Below are 18797 nucleotides of genomic sequence, written 5' to 3' on the forward strand. Positions count from 1 at the left end.
CATGTTTGGATTTGAGTATTTCGTGAAGCTGATGGTTATGCTATAATAGAAGCACTTAGTGAGTTTTTAACTGGATTTTCATGTGTACGCTCGGAATCTTTCTGTGCTTGATTTTGTGAGATGATTTTTTACCAGTGGCGCTCAAATTTTAAATTCATAGAGAAGGGAGGATCCTGCCATGCAGAAAACAGTTTCCAGGCGCGCGTACATTGCCATTGATTTAAAATCGTTCTACGCATCGGTCGAGTGCGTCGAGCGAGGTCTGGATCCGTTGACGACGAATCTGGTCGTGGCGAATCCATCGCGGACGGAGAAAACGATCTGTCTGGCGGTATCGCCGCCGCTGAAATCCTATGGTGTGCCGGGGCGTCCCAGGTTATTTGAGGTGATTCAGCGGATTAGGGAAGTCAATGAGGAACGCCGCAGACGGGCGCCGGGACGCCAGTTCCGGGATAAATCGTGGAGAAATGATGAATTAAAGGCGGATCCGTCGCTGGCGGTCAGCTATCTGGTTGCGCCGCCGAGAATGGCGCACTATATGAAATGGAGCACGCAGATCTACCAGATTTATCTCCGGTATGTGGCACCGGAGGACATCCATGTGTATTCGATCGACGAGGTATTCATGGATGTTACGGAATATCTGGGAATTTACAAGGTTTCGCCGCGCGAGCTGGCAAAGCGCATCATCCGCACGGTGTTAAAGGAAACAGGCATCACGGCGACGGCGGGGATTGGGACGAACCTGTATCTGTGCAAGGTGGCGATGGATATTGTGGCGAAGCACGTGGAAGCGGACAAGGACGGCGTGCGGATTGCCGAGCTGGATGAGCAGAGTTATCGGGAGCTTTTGTGGACGCATGAGCCGCTGACTGATTTCTGGCGGGTTGGACCGGGCTATCAGAAGAAACTCTGGCAGGCGGGACTTCGGACAATGGGCGATATTGCGCGTTGTTCACTGGGAAAACCGGGCGAGTTTTACAGCGAGGAACTGCTGTACCAGATGTTCGGCATCAACGCCGAGCTTCTGATTGACCATGCGTGGGGCTATGAGTCGTGCACGATCGCACAGATACGGGCGTACAAGCCGCAGAGCAGCAGCCTGGGCTGCGGACAGGTGCTTCACTGTCCGTACACGGCGGACAAGGCGCGGATCGTGGTTCAGGAGATGATTGACGGGATCTCGCTGGAGCTGGTGGAAAAACGGCTAGTGACCGATCAGCTCGTTCTAACGGTCGGATATGACATCGAAAACCTGACCCGCCCGGAGATACGGAAAGTATACAAGGGACCGGTGACAACCGATCGCTACGGGCGGCGTGTGCCGAAGCATGCACATGGAACGTGGAATCTGCCGCGTGCGACTTCGTCCTCAAGCGAGCTTCTGGAGGCGATGGCGGCTCTGTATGATAAGATTGTCAACCCGGCACTTCTCATCCGCCGGATGTCGCTCTCGGCATGCCATGTGGTAAATGAGAAAATGGCGAAAGAGCGTGAACAGAAGGAAACATTTGAACAGCTTGATTTGTTTACCGATTACGCAAAAAAGGAAGCAAAAGAGAAGGAAGAACAGAAAAAACGCGAGCGGGAGCGCCGGATGCAGGAAGCGCTTCTGACGATCAAGAAAAAATATGGAAAAAATGCGGTGCTGCGCGGGATGAACTTTGAGGAAGGCGCGACCGCCAAGGAGCGGAACGGGCAGATCGGGGGGCATCAGGCATAGATGGAAGATCAATATAGAGTGAATGAATTTGAAAACTTAAAAGGTGGACGAAGCCAAACCCAAAAAGGGCAGGAAAGTGACGCCCAGCGCCGCTACGGCGATATCCTCGGTCATTCTTACCCATTTCCCTTGCGCCATGCACGGATGCCGGTGGAGGACCGGGCGGCGCAGTTCGCCTCGTTTGCCGCACTGAATGGCTATGAGGAGGCGGTAGAGGAGGAGGCGCGTCTGACCGAGCGGGAGATCGATCTGGATGACAGCGTGCGTGAGATGATCAATCAGACGCTTGTGGAAGCGGAGGAGCAGCTGATGCGTGGCGAGACAGTTCGGCTTTCTGTGACCTGGTTTCAGCCGGACGTGCACAAGGAGGGCGGTACTTATCGAACGGCAACAGGACGCTTGAAGAAAATCGACCATTACCGGCAAGTTTTGTGGTTGGCGGAAATAAGGAGTGGAAATCAGCCTGGACTTGAAAATATAGGCGGGGAGATCGCGGTAAATTTTCCACAGATCTGCCGTGTGGAGCTGATAGAAGAGGAAGTGGAGTGAAATGTTACATGGCAGCACAGTTGCTGAAGCTTTGTATGGACCTCCTGACCGGCAAAGGAAAATATCGTTACTGTTTACGGGTAGGCACTTTTGGAACCGAAAGTGCCGTAAGAAAACGCGGTGGCAGCAGGAATTTGCCGTATTTAAATGCGAAGCCACGGCAAATTCCGTTACTGGGCACGTATGCATGAACAGTAATAAAATATCAGAAATCCGTAAGAAAAAAGCACTTTTACTTTTGGGTGAAATAGGGTAGACTGTTAGAACAGAGAAAACCAGATAGAAGAGCTGAATACAGAGCATAGAGAAAAATATTTCACTGGTTTTAGAAACTAAAAAGTGCCTGGGAAGTTTTGAAAAATTTCAGAGAAGTCCCTGGGAACAGATAGGGAGCAGGCATAAGAACAGTCGGAAGGAGATTCAAATTATGAAAAAAAAATCGTTATATATTGCGGGGATTTGTGCAGCACTGTCGGTAGGTGCGCTTGGGTGCGCTTCCAGTGCAAAAGCGGGCGATGAGGAGACAAAGCCGGTTGTCGAAGATACGGAGGCAGCTGGGGAGGCCACTGCAGCGGAAACTATTTGTGTTTATGGTCCGGTTTCGGAGGTTACCAGCGATTCCGTCACGATCGACAATCAGTCGGGAATCAGCAGTGCCGGCGAGATGGTGATCACATTTTCACCGGAAACGCCGATTTTTGACGCAGAGACAGGCAATCCGGTCGATATGACCGAGGAGGAGACGGGAACCGTTGTATATGCCTACATCGGGGAGGCGATGACGATGAGCGAGCCGCCTATCACGAACGGACAGCTCTTCTTCGTCCATGTAACCGATGTGAGCGCCGTGCCGGTTTACACAGAGATCGAGTCGGTGAAAAAGAGTGCCGAGAATGATGATACCGTCTATGTGAAAGCAGAGGATGGCGTGACTTATACTATCAGCGCTGAGACACATATTCTGCCGTATTTAACCCGGAACATCGTGACCGCAGACGATCTGGAATCGGGAAAGAAATGCGCGATCTGGGCGGACGCGGAAGGAAAGGTATCGAGACTGGTGCTGTTTCAGCAATAAGGGCGGATGTGCATAAAGCGATAAAATTATAAATATGTCATGTAGATCGGACGGTTTGAACAGTGAAAAACACAGCGAAAAACCGTCCGATTTTTGGTTTGACTTTTTGTTGCACAGTAAAATACATTTGTGAAACAAAAAAATTGCATAAATGCATATTGGCTGCGCTGGTTGAAGCGCCGGAAAAGCAGACTTTCAGTCTGTATGTAGATGAATTGCTATATGACAAGACAGATGTAATAAAAAGTGTCAAAATTTCATTGACACAGCTTTTCTCTTAGAGGTATAATCACAGAAGTTTACCGTGTGGAAGCTATATGGACAGAGAAATATGGCGTGGCAAAGATGTCGGATACATAGTAAAGAAGAAAATGAACCGCAGCTGTCGGAAAAATGGTATGGTTTCTGTCAATCGATGGGGATTCGGAAGCGTGAACAGAGCGGTGAAAAAAGGAGAGGGAAAAGAGATGGATCAGGAGATAAAGCAGCGGATTGAGACATTAAAAAAAGAGAAGGATGCCGTGATTCTGGCACATTATTACGTTGATGGGGAAGTACAGGAGATTGCCGATTATGTGGGCGATTCGTATTATCTGGCGGAGCTGGCGACGACGGTGCCGCAGAAGACGATCATTTTCTGTGGCGTGTCATTTATGGGCGAGAGTGCGAAGATTTTAAGCCCGGAGAAGACGGTTATCATGGCGGACCGAAGCGCGGACTGTCCGATGGCGCACATGGTTGAGGTGGAGAAGATCCGCGAAGTGCGGAAAGAATACCCGGATGTAGCGGTAGTCTGTTATGTGAACTCGATGGCGGAGATCAAGGCAGAATCGGATGTCTGTGTTACCTCATCGAATGCACTCAAGATTGTGAAAAAACTGCCGAATAAGGATATTTTCTTTATTCCGGACGAGAATCTGGGACGTTTTGTGGCAAAGCAGGTTCCGGAGAAGCACTTTATTTTCAATGATGGCTTCTGCCATGTACATAAGAGCATTCATGCGGAGGATGTAAAGAAAGCAAAGGAGCTGCATCCGGAGGCAGTCGTGCTGGCGCATCCGGAGTGTACCGGCGATGTGCTGGAGCTGGCAGATTTTGTCGGAAGTACCTCCCAGATTATTGATTATGCGACGAATTCGGATGAGAAAGTCTTCCTGATCTGCACCGAGATGGGTGTGTTCTATGAACTGCTGCAGAAGAACCCGGAGAAGAAGTTTTTCTCCGTAGGTCACCGTCAGTTTTGCCCGAATATGAAGAAGATTCATCTGGACAGTGTACTGCGGGCGCTGGAAAATCCAGAAGAGGAAGTGGAGATGGATGAGGCGATGCGGCAGAGGGCGGTTGGTCCGCTGGCGCGGATGCTGGAATTGGCAAAATAAAGGAATAAATAAAGATACAATATAAACAAATAGACCCAAAAGGATCATTCAAAGGATTCCCACAGAAAATGCTGCAAATCAGCGTTTCCGGCTGTGATTGCCTGTCAGGAAAACATACAATCACAGCTAGAGACCAGACAGCGGCATTTCCTGTGGGATTTAAATTTTAAATGGAACGGCTCTGCTTATTCAGCCACAACCGCTTTCACAATCTCCGCAATATACATATCATGATAGTCCTTCTCCGGATAGAACTTGTTGTCAGCGTCCTTATCGATAAAATCTGCCGGATTCATGGATGTGCGGTACATTTTGCGGCAGATGAGGATGGTGTCAGCTTCTTCAAATGCCGGTACGCCGTCGATGAAGACCGGGGTCAGGCCGGCTTCCTTGATTTTGTCGTGGTCACGGCCAGATACGGAGCCGCAGAGTTTGAGAGCATCGCGGTGTCCGTCTTTTAAGAAGCTGACGGAGAAGAGTTCTTCTTTGTCTATAAATTCTTTGGTGTAGCGCTGGGGACGGATATAGCAGGTAACAGCCGGTTTGCCCCAGAATACGCCTGCGCCACCCCAGCTGGCAGTCATGGTGTTGAATTTATCCTCGGTGCCGGCGGTTAAAAGCATCCAGTCGGAACCGATGCGGGTAAACGGGTTAAAATTTAATTCTTCTGGCTTTATTTCTTTGAAGCTCATCGAAAAATCCTTCCTTTCCTGTCTGAATTGATTATTCTGTGAGTACCTTACCATTATCAGAGAAGAAAATCAAATATATTTTCGAAAATTCATTGACAGATGAGAAAAAAAGAGGTAGTCTTTAAATTAAGGTTAGAGACATCTAACTTGAGTTGCGGCATTCTAACCTGAGTTTGTTCATGCTAATTATGTTTTGTTTTTGATGAAACACAATATAATATGAGCACTTAGTGCGAGTCGTATCTAAGGACTTAATGAGGCTGAGCCAGAGACAAAAGCGGAATTTAGTACTTGCAAAAAGAGTGGCAAGCAGAGTATGCTATATATTTTAAACGAACAGTTAGTCTGCGCTAATAAAAAGCCGGGTTGTGGACGGAAACGGCAGATGTGCGGAAAAATAATTTAGAAGATATGGAAAGAGAGATGATACGATGCAGCAGAGAGAGCAGATTATCAGCGAACTGAAGAGACGGGGGAAACGGATGACCGATCAAAGAAAGATCATGTTGGATGTGATCCTGGAGGGAAGATGGAGCAGTTGTAAGGAGATCTACTACGAGGCCTCCAAGCGCGACCCGGGGATCGGCAAGGCAACGGTGTACCGGATGGTTGCAGTGCTGGAAGAAATCGGCGTTTTAAACCGTTGCCGCCAGTATTCTCTGCGGAATGAGGATGAGCTGTCAAGTATAACTTCAGATGCTAGCTGATAAAAAATCTCAATAAGGAAAGTTAGGTTTGACTATCATGGGGATAAGCTGTTACTATCTACTTGTACCTCAGAAATGAGTCATTAAATGCATCAATATTCGCATTTGAAATGGAATAAAAAGTTTTCAAAAATCATATGTGAATATAATTAGATAATATCAGAGGAGGAGTAATCATGATGGACATTTTCAAATTAAAAAAATTAGGTTTATTTGCAGGCGGCGTTCTGTTTGGAACAGCAGGTGTTAAGATTCTTAGCAGCGAGGATGCAAAGAAATTTTACGTAAACTGTGTAGCAGCCGGACTTCGTGCACGTGACTGTGTGATGACCACCGCTACCAATATCCAGGAGAACGCAGAGGACATCCTTGCAGAGGCAAAGCAGATCAACGAGGCTCGCGGCTATGAGAGCTTTGGTGAGGATGAGGATTTCAACGAGACTGTTGAGACAACCGAGGCCGCACCGGAGTCTGAGAAGGCAGAGCAGTAATTGCGGATGTCTGGAGTGAATCAGAAGAGACTCCGAGAATACATTAAAAATAAAAGGGGGCTGCCGCAGGATAGCATACGATGCTGTTTCGCGGCAGCTCTTCTATAACCGGAGGAAGATGAATCATGAAATTCATTATAAAGCATGAAATCAAAGGAAGAATTCGTATCAGCCTTGCCCGGAAATTCCATACCGTGCGCGAAGCGGATGTTCTGGAACAGTATCTGCTTGGTCTGGACGGCGTGACGGCGGCTAAGGTGTATGAGCGGACAGCAGATGCGGTTATCTATTATAAGGAGGATCGGGAGGCGGTACTCGTACAGGTAGCGGCGTTTGATGGTCAGATTACCGAAAAACAGGAGATGGCAGTTAAAAGCAGCGGACGCGCCCTGAATCAGGAGTACAAAGAAAAGCTGATTCAGAAGGTACTGACCCGCTTTGTGACGAAGACATTTCTCCCGGCGCCGGTCCGGGCGGTGTATACGTCCGTGCAGGCGATCCGTTATATCGTGAAAGGTATCCACTGCCTCGTATTTAAGCGCAAGCTGCATGTGGAGGTGCTGGATGCGACGGCGATCAGTGTTTCCCTTCTGCGCCGCGATTTCAATACAGCTGGCTCCGTTATGTTCCTGCTCGGCGTCGGTGAGCTTCTGGAGGAGTGGACACATAAGAAATCCGTTGGTGATCTGGCGCGGAGCATGTCTTTGAACGTGGAAAAGGTCTGGAAGAAAGTGGACGGGACCGAAGTCTTTGTACCGCTTTCGGATGTTACCGCGGGCGACGAGCTGACCGTCCATATGGGTACAGTGATTCCGCTGGATGGCGTCGTAGTGAGCGGCGAGGCGATGATCAACCAGGCTTCGATGACCGGCGAATCCCAGCCGGTCAGAAAAGAGCCGGGCAGCTATGTTTACGCAGGAACCGCGCTGGAAGAGGGCGAGATTACCTTCAAGGTAGAAAAATCCGCCGGCTCCACCCGTTATGAGCGTATCGTACAGATGATCGAGGATTCGGAGAAGCTTAAATCCTCTGTTGAAGGCAAGGCATCAAACCTGGCAGATGCACTCGTTCCGTGGAGTCTGGGCGGTACCGCGCTTACCTATCTGCTGACCCGCAATGCGACGAAAGCACTGTCGATCCTGATGGTTGATTTCTCCTGTGCACTGAAACTGGCAATGCCGCTTGCAGTCCTGTCTGCGATGCGTGAGGCAAGCCAGCATCACATTACGGTCAAGGGCGGCAAGTTTCTGGAGGCTGTTGCCGAAGCGGAGACGATCGTATTTGACAAGACCGGAACCCTGACCAAGGCAAAACCGGTTGTATCCGATGTGGTATCTTTCAACGGCATGGAGAAGGAAGAACTGCTTCGTATCGCAGCCTGCCTGGAAGAGCATTTTCCGCACTCGATGGCAAATGCGGTCGTACAGGAAGCGAAAAAACGTCATCTGGTACATGAAGAGATGCACTCGAGAGTGGATTACATCGTAGCGCACGGTATCGCTACCTATGTGGGCGAAGAACGCGTCGTGATTGGAAGCCACCATTTCGTATTTGAGGATGAGAAGTGCACACTGCCGGAGGATGGAAAAGAGAAGTTTGAGAACCTTCCGGAAAATTGTTCCCATCTTTACATGGCAATCGGCGGACAGCTTGCAGCCGTTATCTGCATCGAGGATCCGCTGCGTGAGGAAGCACCGTCTGTCATCCGCCAGTTAAAAGAGGCTGGATTTAAGCGCATTGTCATGATGACCGGCGACAGCGAGCGGACCGCAGCGGCGATCGCGAAGAGGGTCGGCGTGGATGATTATTTCTCCGAGGTACTTCCGGAGGATAAGGCGCGCTTTGTTGAGGAGGAGAAGGCGAAAGGCCACAAAGTTATCATGATCGGTGATGGCATCAACGATTCACCGGCCCTGTCAGCGGCAGACGCGGGCATCGCAGTCAGCGAGGGCGCAGAGATTGCCAGAGAGATCGCGGATATCACGATCAAGAAAGATTCCCTGGATGAAGTCGTGCTTCTGCGTCATCTGAGCATGGATCTGATGAAACGTGTCCATGGAAACTACCGTTTCGTCATCAGCTTCAACCTAGGTCTGATTCTCTTGGGGGTGGCTGGTATCATCACACCGTCTATGTCGGCGCTGCTGCACAACAGCTCGACACTGGCGATCAGCTTAAAGAGCATGACGAACCTGCTGCCGGAGGAAGAGCGGGAAGAGGCGTAAGGAGTCTGGATACTGGCTTGATTAGCTTGATTGTATCCTCAATTATAAAATAAGTACAGTGAAACAGATGTAGAATGGGAAGAAAAAAGCCTGTTTTACGTCTGTTTTTCTGCTATCTATTAACATTTGTTTTTTCATATAAATAATGCTATAATCGAAAAGCATCAGAGAGCGTACATTAAATTAAAACGGAGGATAAACCTTTCATGAAAAATGACTTATTCACAATCGGCAGCATCACGATTCATGGTTATGGTCTGATGATTGGCATCGGCATTATCGCTGCGTATTACATGGCAGAGTACCGGGCAAACAAGCGGGGGATGGACGTCGATATGATCCTCTCCATCGCGATCTGCGGTGTCGTGTGCGGAATCTTAGGCGCTAAGCTTCTGTACTATGTCACAATTTTTGATGAGATCCTGGCAAATCCGAAGAAACTTTTGGATATCAGCGATGGATTTGTCGTATATGGCGGCATCATCGGCGGCGTGCTGGGCGGCTATGTGTTGAGCCGGATCAAGCATATTTCCTTTTTCCAGTATGCGGATCTGGTCATGCCGTCGGTTGCACTCGCGCAGGGATTTGGACGGATCGGCTGTTTCCTGGCTGGCTGCTGCTACGGTATGCCGACCCACAGCCATTTTGCGATCGTGTTCCACAATTCGGATTTTGCCCCGAATAACATTCCGCTGGTTCCGACCCAGCTCATCTCAAGCGGTCTGGATTTTCTGCACTGCCTGCTGCTTCTCTATGCGGCGAAAAAGTGCAAAAAACAGGGGCAGGTGGTATCACTGTATCTGATCTGCTACAGTCTGGGACGCTTCGTGCTGGAATTTTTCCGCGGTGATTTGAACCGGGGAGCGGTCGGATCCCTCTCGACTTCACAGTTTATCTCGTTGTTTATCTTTGCGGCGGGCGTGGCGATGTTTGCGTTCTGCGGGAAGCGGACGGAAGTACCGTTAGAAAAGTGAAAATTTTCAAATGTCAACCCAAATAAAAATCATTCTTGACATTTTACCAAAATTGCTGTATGATACCTCTGATATGGAAAATCTTAACATTTTAAGAGTCATCCATGCAAATATATCTGACCACCTGTGAAACAGGGAATGGCCATACGGACAGCCGGGTCAAATGCCGATTGGCAGTGCGAACTGCCCTATTGATTGAGTTAAAAGCTCAATTTTATAAGTTGGTTACTTTACAACCAGTGCTCATGCACATCAACTTGTAAAACGGTCAATAAGAGTGGTAAAAGTAGATATTTGCTATATAGACTCTGAATGTAAGATTTCTGTGGATAAAAAGGTTTGAAGCAATGTGCAGTATATGCGGTAAATAGGGACAAGGGAAGATTTCGCAGATATACGGCAGATTTGTAAAAATAGTGCGAAGCAGAAAAAGAACGTTTTTGCGGATGATGTGGAGACACATCATCCGCTTTTTTGATCAACACCATTTATATTTCAGGAGAAGGAAGATATGGATCACAGCGAAAAATTAAAATTATACGGCTTTAATAACCTGACAAAGGCGCTTAGCTTTAATATCTATGATGTCTGTTATGCCAAGACACCGAGGGAGCAGAAGGATTATATTGCCTACATCGATCAGCAGTACAATTCGGAACGCCTGACCCGGATCCTAACATCGCTGACGGATATGATCGGGGCGCGGGTATTGAGTATTTCCCAGCAGGACTACGATCCGCAGGGGGCTTCGGTCACGCTTCTGATTGCAGAAGGCTCGATGGTGCCGGTGCAGGGGGAGACGCAGGTGGCGCATCTGGACAAGAGCCATGTGACCGTCCATACCTATCCGGAATACCATCCGGAAACCTGTCTGGCGACCTTCCGGGTGGATATCGATGTGGCGACCTGCGGGGAGATCACGCCGCTTTCGACACTCGATTACCTGATCGGTTCGTTTGATTCGGACATCATCACGATGGACTACCGGGTGCGTGGGTTCACGCGGGATGTGGACGGAAAAAAGTTGTTTATGGATCGTGAGATCCGCTCGATTCAGGATTATATCTCCAAGGAAACGCTGCGGCGCTACGATGTGGTCGATATCAATGTGTACGAGGCAAATCTGTTCCATACCAAGATGATGCTGAAAGAGATCGACCTGCAGAATTATCTGTTTAAGACAGATGTTTATGAACTTCCGCCGACCACCAGACTCAGTATTATGGAGAGCCTGCGGCGGGAGATGATTGAAATTTTCAGCGGAAGAAATGTGTTTTAAAAGAAATGCTTTTTGAGAGGAAAGAGAAGAGTTTGACTGGAAAATACCGCGAAAACCAGGGAAATTCGATAGAAGAAACGAATGAGTGAGTTTCAGGAGGAACGGCAGATGGAAGAAGAGAGAAGAAATCTGGAGCCGGGCGTCGGAAGGAGTACACGGCGCAGAAGGGAAGCTTCAGGACAGGAGGAAACAGGGGAAGGCAGTCGAAGAGATGACGCGCTGACCCAGGAGCGCGCGCCGATCTATGAGGCGCTGGAAGCATTTCAGAAGATGCGCGTGGTGCCGTTTGATGTTCCGGGGCACAAGAGGGGGCGCGGCAACCCGGAGCTGACGAAACTTTTAGGAGAGACCTGCATGCGGCTGGACGTCAATTCCATGAAGCCGCTCGATAACCTCTGCCACCCAGTGTCTGTCATCGCGGATGCAGAGCAGCTGGCGGCTGAGGCATTCGGGGCGGCACACGCATTCCTGATGGTCGGCGGTACGACATCGGCGGTCCAGAGCATGGTGCTGACGGCAGTCAAGCGGGGCGAGAAGATTATATTGCCGCGAAATGTCCACCGCAGCGTCATGGGCGCGATGGTGCTTGGAGGCGCGGTTCCGGTCTATGTGAATCCGGCTGGCGATAAGAGACTGGGGATTCCTCTTGGAATGCGTGTGGAAGATGTGCGCCGGGCGATCAAGGAAAATCCAGATGCTAAGGCGGTGTTTGTGAACAATCCGACGTATTACGGCATTTGTTCGGATCTGCGCTCGATTGTAAAGCTGGCACATGAGCATGGGATGTTGTGTTTAGCTGATGAGGCGCATGGAACCCATTTTTATTTCGGGGAAAATATGCCGGTTTCCGCGATGGCAGCTGGGGCGGATATGGCGGCGGTTTCGATGCACAAATCAGGCGGAAGCCTGACGCAGAGCTCGATTCTTCTGACGGGTCCGGGTATGTCCGCCGGGTATGTCCGCCAGATTATCAATCTGACGCAGACGACGAGTGGTTCCTACCTGCTCCTTTCCAGCCTCGATATCTCCAGACGGAACCTGGCGCTTCGCGGGCGTGAGGCATTTAAGCAGGTGGTGGAGCTGGCGGAGTATGCGAGAACAGAAATCAACCGGATTGGCGGTTATTATGCCTATTCGAAGGAGCTGGTGAACGGCGACAGCATTTATGATTTCGATGTGACCAAACTTTCAATTCACACGCGCGATATCGGGCTGGCGGGGATCGAGGTTTATGATCTTCTCCGGGACGAGTACGATATCCAGGCGGAATTTGGTGATTTGGGAAATATTCTGGCATATCTCTCCATCGGTGATCGGCAGCGGGAGGTAGAGCGCCTGGTCAGCGCACTGGCGGAGATCAAGCGCCGGTTCAGCCGGGATAAATCGACGCTGATGGATTTTGACTATATTGACCCGATTGTGGCGATGTCGCCGCAGGAGGCATTTTACGGAGAAAAAGAATCTCTTCCGATCCGCGAGACAGCCGGACGTGTGTGCAGTGAGTTTGTCATGTGCTATCCGCCGGGCATCCCGATTCTGACGCCGGGCGAGCAGATCACGGAAGAGATCATTGACTACATTGCGTATGCGCTGGAAAAAGGATGTTCAATGACTGGACCGGAGGATCCGGGGATTGAGCACCTGAATGTGCTGAAATAGATAAGCAGTAGATAGAAAGGGGAAAATTATGAATTTCTGGTTTTCAGAGAATCATACGCCAAATGTAAAAATTTCCATCCGGGTGGATCGCCAGCTTTACAGCGGAAAGAGCGAGTTTCAGCGGATCGATGTCTTTGATTCGCCGGAATTTGGGCGGTTTCTGACTTTGGATGGATATATGATGCTGACGGAAAAGGATGAATTTATCTATCACGAAATGATCACGCATGTGCCGATGGCAGTGCATCCGTTGGTCAAAAAGGTACTGGTGATTGGAGCCGGGGATGGAGGCGTGATCCGGGAGCTGACCCGCTATCCGGAGATCGAGCACATTGATATGGTGGAGATCGACCCGCTGGTGGTGGAGGTCTGCCGGAAATATCTGCCGAAGACAGCGTGCCGTCTCGATGATCCGAGACTCTCGATTCACTATGAGGATGGGCTGAAATATGTCCGCTTTAAGGAAAATGAATACGATCTGATCATCGTGGATTCGACCGATCCGTTTGGACCGGGCGAGGGACTTTTTACCCGGGAATTTTACGGGAACTGCTATAAGGCGTTAAAAGAGGACGGCATCATGGTCAATCAGCATGAAAGCCCGTTTTATGCCGAGGACGCGGAGGCGTGCAAGCGGGCACATAAGCGGATCGTAGAGTCGTTTCCGATCAGCCGCGTCTATCAGGCGCATATCCCGACCTACCCGTCCGGGCACTGGCTGTTTGGATTTGCGTCGAAGAAATACCATCCGTTAAAGAATTTGGATGAGACAAGATGGAACCTGCGGGGGCTGGACTGCCGGTATTATACGACGACCCTGCATAAAGGGGCATTTTACCTGCCGGCATATGTGGAGGAGATGTTAGAAGATGTTGAAGGCAAATATTGAGACGTTTCTGGCGTGTGACGCCAGCTATGAGGAGGCGGGGATCGTGCTCTACGGCGCGCCGTTTGACTCAACCACTTCGTACCGCCCGGGCACCCGGTTCGGCTCACGGGCGATCCGCTCGGAATCCTATGGGCTGGAATCGTATTCGCCGTACCAGGACCGTGATCTGACCGATTACGCCGTGTTTGACGCGGGCGATCAGGAGCTCTGCTTTGGTGACGCATCGTTGGCGTTAAAGGATCTGCGGGAACGGGCGGCGGAGGTTGCCGGGGATGGCAAGATACCATTTATGCTGGGCGGCGAGCACCTGGTGACGCTGGCACCGGTGCAGGCGCTGGCAGAGAAATATCCGGATCTGCATATCATCCATTTTGATGCACATGCTGATCTGCGGGACGATTATCTGGGTGCGAAACTTTCGCACGCCTGTGTGCTGCGCCGCTGCTGGGAAGTCCTGGGAGACGGCAGAATCACGCAGTTTGGTATCCGCTCCGGCGACCGGGAGGAATGGCGCTGGGGAAAAGAACACGTGACGACGCATCCATTTATCGTGGATATGGAAGCCTTCAGGAAACTCTTCGGAAACTGGAAGGAAAACCGGTGTATTTTACCCTGGATTTGGATGTGCTGGATCCGAGTGTGTTTCCGGGAACAGGAACGCCGGAACCGGGCGGAATCAGTTTTGAGGAACTTCGACGGGCAGTCACGCAGATCTGCAGTGCAGCTTGGATTGTTGGATGTGATGTGAATGAATTATCCCCGGCGCTGGATGCGTCCGGTGCATCGACGGCGGTGGCGTGCAAGATTGTAAGGGAGATGCTGCTGGCGCTGTTGGGAAATCCAAAGATTAAGTAAGAAATGTTTTTGGCGGGTCCCAAGGTCAAAAATTCTCCTGCAAGCAAGCTTGCGTCGAACTTCTGACCTTTTGACCCTGGTATCATCAAATAAAAGTGTGTGTTTGAGACATGAACTGAAAAGTGTTTGAACAAAAGCAAATGTGAAATTTGGATTATAAAATGGAACAAAAACAGAGTACATTTCAGAATACAGGAGGAAAAAAAGATGGGAAAAGCGTTAATTATCGGATGTGGAGGCGTAGCTTCCGTAGCAATTCACAAGTGCTGCCAGAACAGCGAGGCATTTGAGGAGATCTGCATTGCAAGCCGGACGAAGTCCAAATGCGATGCGCTGAAAGAAAAATTAGAGGGAACCACCAAGACAAAGATCCAGACCGCACAGGTGGATGCAAACAACGTGGACGAGTTGATTGCCCTGATTGAGAAATTTAACCCGGATGTGGTGCTGAACCTGGCGCTTCCGTACCAGGATCTGACGATCATGGATGCCTGCCTGGCGACGAAGACCCATTATATCGATACTGCGAACTATGAGCCGGAGGACACGGCAAAATTTGAGTATAAATGGCAGTGGGCATACCGTGAGAAATTTAAAGAGGCGGGCATTACCGCACTGCTGGGAAGCGGCTTTGATCCGGGTGTAACCGGTGTGTTTTCGGCATATGCGCTGAAACATGAATTTGACGAAATCAACTATATCGACATTCTGGACTGTAACGGCGGCGACCACGGCTATCCGTTTGCAACCAATTTTAACCCGGAGATCAATATCCGGGAGGTGTCGGCAAACGGTTCTTACTGGGAAGATGGACACTGGGTAGAGACGAAACCGATGGAGATCAAGAGAGAGTATGATTTTGACGGCGTCGGCATGAAGGATATGTACCTGCTTCACCATGAGGAGATCGAATCGTTGGCGCTCAATATGCCGGGAATCAAGCGGATCCGCTTCTTCATGACCTTCGGTCAGAGTTACCTGACCCATTTAAAGTGTCTGGAGAACGTCGGCATGACTTCGATCGAGCCGATTATGTACGAAGGAAAAGAGATCGTACCGCTGCAGTTCTTAAAGGCAGTGCTTCCGGATCCGGCATCCCTTGGTCCTCGTACTGTTGGAAAAACGAATATCGGATGCATTTTCCAGGGTAAGAAGGATGGAAAAGAGAAGAAGTATTACTTATATAATATCTGTGATCATCAGGAGTGCTACAAAGAGGTTGGTTCCCAGGCGATCTCCTACACAACCGGTGTACCGGCGATGATCGGTGCGATGCTGGTGATGAATGGAACCTGGCAGAAACCGGGCGTTTATAATATTGAAGAATTTGATCCGGATCCATTTATGGATGCGTTAAATAAATGGGGACTTCCGTGGAAGGAATCCTGGGATCCGGCACTGGTGGATTAAGATAAAAATACCTCCATGTAAGAAACTGGTTTTATTTTGCGTTTTTTAGGCGCAGGAAGAGAATGGACAGGGAAGATGGAAGCGAGAAGGAAAGGAAGGAAAACAGATGCAGGAACGGGAGGCGGCTGGGGTTCTCCGGGACACGGCGGCGATCCGCACGCCATTTTATGTGGTGGATGAGACGCTTTTAAAGAAAAATCTGGAAATTTTGAAAGATACGGCAGAGCGGGCTGGATGCCGGATTCTGCTGGCACAGAAAGCATTTTCCATGTATTCGGTCTACCCGCTGATTCGTCAGTATCTGTCGGGAACCGCGGCGAGCGGGCTTTATGAGGCGCGGCTTGGAAAAACGGAGTTTGGCGGGGAGACCCATGTGTTTTCTGCCGCCTACCGCCCGGATGAGTTTGATGAGATTTTAAATTATGCCGACCACATCGTTTTTAATACGCCGGGGCAGGTGCTGAAATATGGTGAAAAAGTAAAAAAAGCCGGAAAACAGGCGGGACTCCGGCTGAACCCGGAGTGTTCCACGCAGGAGGGTCACGCGATCTATGATCCGTGTGCGCCGGGATCACGCATGGGGACGACTCTTCCGATGCTTTCGGAGGCGGGGAACTTTGAAGAAACTATCCTTCCGTATCTGGATGGATTTCATATGCATACGCTCTGCGAGCAGAATTCAGATGACCTGGAGACGACGCTGCGGGCAGCGGAGGAGAAGTTTGGAGCCTGGTTTTCAAAGGTAAAATGGCTGAACCTGGGCGGCGGACACCACATTACGAGAGAAGATTATGACCGGGAACGCCTGATCCGCCTGGTGCGCGGGCTGCGCGAAAAATATGGTGTGGAAGTATACCTGGAACCGGGCGAGGCAGTTGTCTTAAACGCGGGATTTCTTGTAACTTCCGTACTGGAGACGATGGAAAACGGCATGCAGATTGCGATTCTGGATACCTCGGCAGCCTGCCATATGCCGGATGTGCTGGAAATGCCGTACCGTCCGCCGCTTATCGGAGCGGGAGAAGCGGGCGAAAAGCCGTATACGTTCCGCCTGGGCGGACCAACCTGTCTTTCGGGGGACTGCATCGGGGATTATTCGTTTGATGCACCGCTAAAAGAGGGTGGACGGCTGGTGTTTGGCGATATGGCGCTCTATACGATGGTCAAAAATAATACCTTTAATGGAATGCCGCTTCCGTCGATCGTATACCGGCATGAAGATGGGACAGCGGAAGTGGTGCGGGCGTTTGGATATGAGGATTTTGTGGGACGGTTGTAAGTCTGGGGCGAGCCGAGGGATTGTATTTTTAATTGAAAAAGAGTAAAAATCGAATTATCCGCATAAACACAGGGATTTTAAGCAATATGAAACAAAAAATAAAAGAATTTTACCACTAATTTACTACGAATGAAAGAACCTTGATACGACAGAGAAAACAGCATAAATAAAGGCAAAATTGGCATTTCATACAGAATATGAGATGTCTTTTTTGTTGCTGTAATACAGTATAACTATTCTTTTTCTGCTTGATTATTAATCATTTTTTAGGACATGAATTGTCAAGAGCTTGTTGCGTAGCAATGTTTACACTCTTGATAATTTATGGAATAAAAAATATTCTGACAGATACTAGAAAAGTGATGACTACTCAATTTTCTAATGATATAATATGATAAATAATAATAGATAAACTTGAAGTGATTAAGGAAGTGTATGCCATGAAAAAATTTTTGAAAATAATGTTAATCATAATTGGAGCGATTTCTTTGATTTTTGTAGCTCTGATAGGGATTGGGTTATTTGTTGATGTTGAATATAATGACCATATTGAAAATGGTCGTTATACTTATGTTCCGGAAGAAGAAAATAAAGATAATGAATACGTGGAATTTACGATAAATGATTATGATAAAAATAATGCCAAGCTTGTATATTATGACACGATTGAAGAAGCTATTCAACTTTCCACTTTGAATGCTGAAAATGAGGAACTTTCGGTTCCTGCTGATTTTCTTAATCATGTTGATGAAACCTTGCATATATGGCAAGGCAAAAAATATGATACGATTTTCTATCGGGCTGGAAATGATAACGATGATATTCAAGGCTTAGTAATGGCTCGTTGTAAAAAGCAGATACAGAATGGGCATACACAATACGCATTTATAAATGCTACACCGGTTACAACGAAACGAGATAGAATTTTGTTAGATGATATTACAGAGCTTATTCACTCTTCTTTGAAATTAAGTGATTTCCAACAAGACTTAAACCCCGATTATCCAAGCAAGCGTTTTGTTTACGGCTATGCACATGATAAAGAAATCTATTCATTGGAAGTAGAAGGACAAAAACCGGACGGTGTAATTGAAATCAATGTATATGACAGAGTCATGTATCTATGGTATTACAATGACTTACAAAGTAACAAAAGAGGTGACTGTTTAAGCTATTCGGTAGATGTACCTAAATAAAATGACATTTTTACATAATACTATATTATTAGTTAGGCAGACGGAGTGATCCAGACACGGTGGCAGGAAAATCTTTCAGATTTTTCTGCCATGTCTTGCAAGTGGCTGGTTTACTTCGTCTGTGAGCGAGCCTGTGGCGAGCGAAGATTAAGCCCCCGTTATCTAACAAGGGGGGCACAAAAAACAAAAGACACTATACACTAACAGGCGGAAAACGCTGTATTTACAAGGCAAAACCGCATTTTATAAGATGTGATATAAAAAGTATCTATTTCACAAAAGAAAAACAATAAATTTAAACATTATAATATTTTAATTTTTGTGGTAATGATATGCAAACTTTTTAGGAGGGAAGATATGGATTGTAAAATGACTGATATTATTGCTATTATTTCAAGTATCATTGCTATTG

General features: G+C 48.5%; 15 protein-coding genes and 1 pseudogene. 15 read left to right on the plus strand and 1 reads right to left on the minus strand.

Annotated elements, in window-relative coordinates:
- Positions 1-178 precede the first annotated feature (178 nt).
- From DW085_RS06990 to nadA, 4 genes are all read left to right on the plus strand, one after another.
- Positions 179-1723 carry a DNA methylase gene (locus DW085_RS06990; RefSeq protein WP_117796437.1) on the plus strand — a complete coding sequence of 515 codons (1545 nt, stop codon included), beginning with the start codon at positions 179-181 and terminating at the stop codon, positions 1721-1723.
- Positions 1724-2272, plus strand: coding sequence for a hypothetical protein (locus DW085_RS06995; protein ID WP_118491975.1), 549 nt, complete (start codon positions 1724-1726; stop codon positions 2270-2272).
- Positions 2273-2699: 427 nt separating this feature from the next.
- A complete protein-coding gene (locus tag DW085_RS07005; protein WP_118491978.1) occupies positions 2700-3350 on the plus strand; it encodes a hypothetical protein in 651 nt (216 codons plus the stop codon).
- 467 nt (positions 3351-3817) lie between these two features.
- Entirely contained in the window at positions 3818-4729 is a 912-nt protein-coding gene (gene nadA / locus DW085_RS07015; protein WP_118492019.1) for a quinolinate synthase NadA, read from the plus strand.
- A gap of 185 nt (positions 4730-4914) precedes the next feature.
- On the opposite strand, the gene DW085_RS07020 is transcribed toward nadA, so the two are convergent.
- Positions 4915-5421 (minus strand): flavin reductase, encoded by a 507-nt coding sequence (locus DW085_RS07020; RefSeq protein WP_118491982.1) that lies wholly within the window; start codon positions 5419-5421, stop codon positions 4915-4917.
- A gap of 431 nt (positions 5422-5852) precedes the next feature.
- Here DW085_RS07020 and DW085_RS07025 point away from each other — a divergent pair, with 431 nt between their 5' ends.
- The 11 genes and pseudogenes from DW085_RS07025 to DW085_RS07075 all read left to right on the plus strand — a co-directional run bounded on the left by DW085_RS07025 (position 5853) and on the right by DW085_RS07075 (position 18385).
- Positions 5853-6128 (plus strand): transcriptional repressor, encoded by a 276-nt coding sequence (locus DW085_RS07025; RefSeq protein WP_118491984.1) that lies wholly within the window; start codon positions 5853-5855, stop codon positions 6126-6128.
- Positions 6129-6304: 176 nt separating this feature from the next.
- Positions 6305-6619, plus strand: a complete 315-nt coding sequence (locus DW085_RS07030; protein ID WP_118491986.1) for a DUF6110 family protein — start codon at positions 6305-6307, stop codon at positions 6617-6619.
- A gap of 125 nt (positions 6620-6744) precedes the next feature.
- On the plus strand, positions 6745-8844 hold the full coding sequence (locus DW085_RS07035) for a heavy metal translocating P-type ATPase (RefSeq protein WP_118491988.1): 2100 nt from the start codon (positions 6745-6747) through the stop codon (positions 8842-8844).
- A gap of 206 nt (positions 8845-9050) precedes the next feature.
- Positions 9051-9818, plus strand: coding sequence for a prolipoprotein diacylglyceryl transferase (locus tag DW085_RS07040; RefSeq protein WP_118491990.1), 768 nt, complete (start codon positions 9051-9053; stop codon positions 9816-9818).
- Positions 9819-10329: 511 nt separating this feature from the next.
- The gene (gene speD / locus DW085_RS07045; protein WP_118468053.1) at positions 10330-11097 is read left to right on the plus strand and encodes an adenosylmethionine decarboxylase; all 768 of its coding nucleotides are present in this window, start codon (positions 10330-10332) and stop codon (positions 11095-11097) included.
- 81 nt (positions 11098-11178) lie between these two features.
- On the plus strand, positions 11179-12756 hold the full coding sequence (locus tag DW085_RS07050) for an aminotransferase class I/II-fold pyridoxal phosphate-dependent enzyme (protein ID WP_284525732.1): 1578 nt from the start codon (positions 11179-11181) through the stop codon (positions 12754-12756).
- Positions 12757-12784: 28 nt separating this feature from the next.
- On the plus strand, positions 12785-13645 hold the full coding sequence (gene speE, locus DW085_RS07055) for a polyamine aminopropyltransferase (RefSeq protein ID WP_107000123.1): 861 nt from the start codon (positions 12785-12787) through the stop codon (positions 13643-13645).
- Positions 13626-14500: pseudogene (speB, locus tag DW085_RS07060) on the plus strand (agmatinase). Before speE ends, speB begins: the two are co-directional and overlap by 20 nt.
- A gap of 207 nt (positions 14501-14707) precedes the next feature.
- Entirely contained in the window at positions 14708-15910 is a 1203-nt protein-coding gene (locus DW085_RS07065) for a saccharopine dehydrogenase family protein (RefSeq protein WP_022360539.1), read from the plus strand.
- A 106-nt stretch (positions 15911-16016) separates the two neighbouring features.
- Positions 16017-17189: a carboxynorspermidine decarboxylase gene (gene nspC / locus DW085_RS07070; protein ID WP_118491994.1), complete on the plus strand. Its 1173-nt coding sequence runs from the start codon at positions 16017-16019 to the stop codon at positions 17187-17189.
- A gap of 440 nt (positions 17190-17629) precedes the next feature.
- Positions 17630-18385 (plus strand): hypothetical protein, encoded by a 756-nt coding sequence (locus DW085_RS07075; RefSeq protein WP_118491996.1) that lies wholly within the window; start codon positions 17630-17632, stop codon positions 18383-18385.
- Positions 18386-18797: the final 412 nt, after the last annotated feature.

It is taken from the genome of Clostridium sp. AF50-3 (assembly GCF_003477445.1).
GTDB classification, from domain to species: Bacteria; Bacillota; Clostridia; order Lachnospirales; family Lachnospiraceae; genus Otoolea; species Otoolea fessa.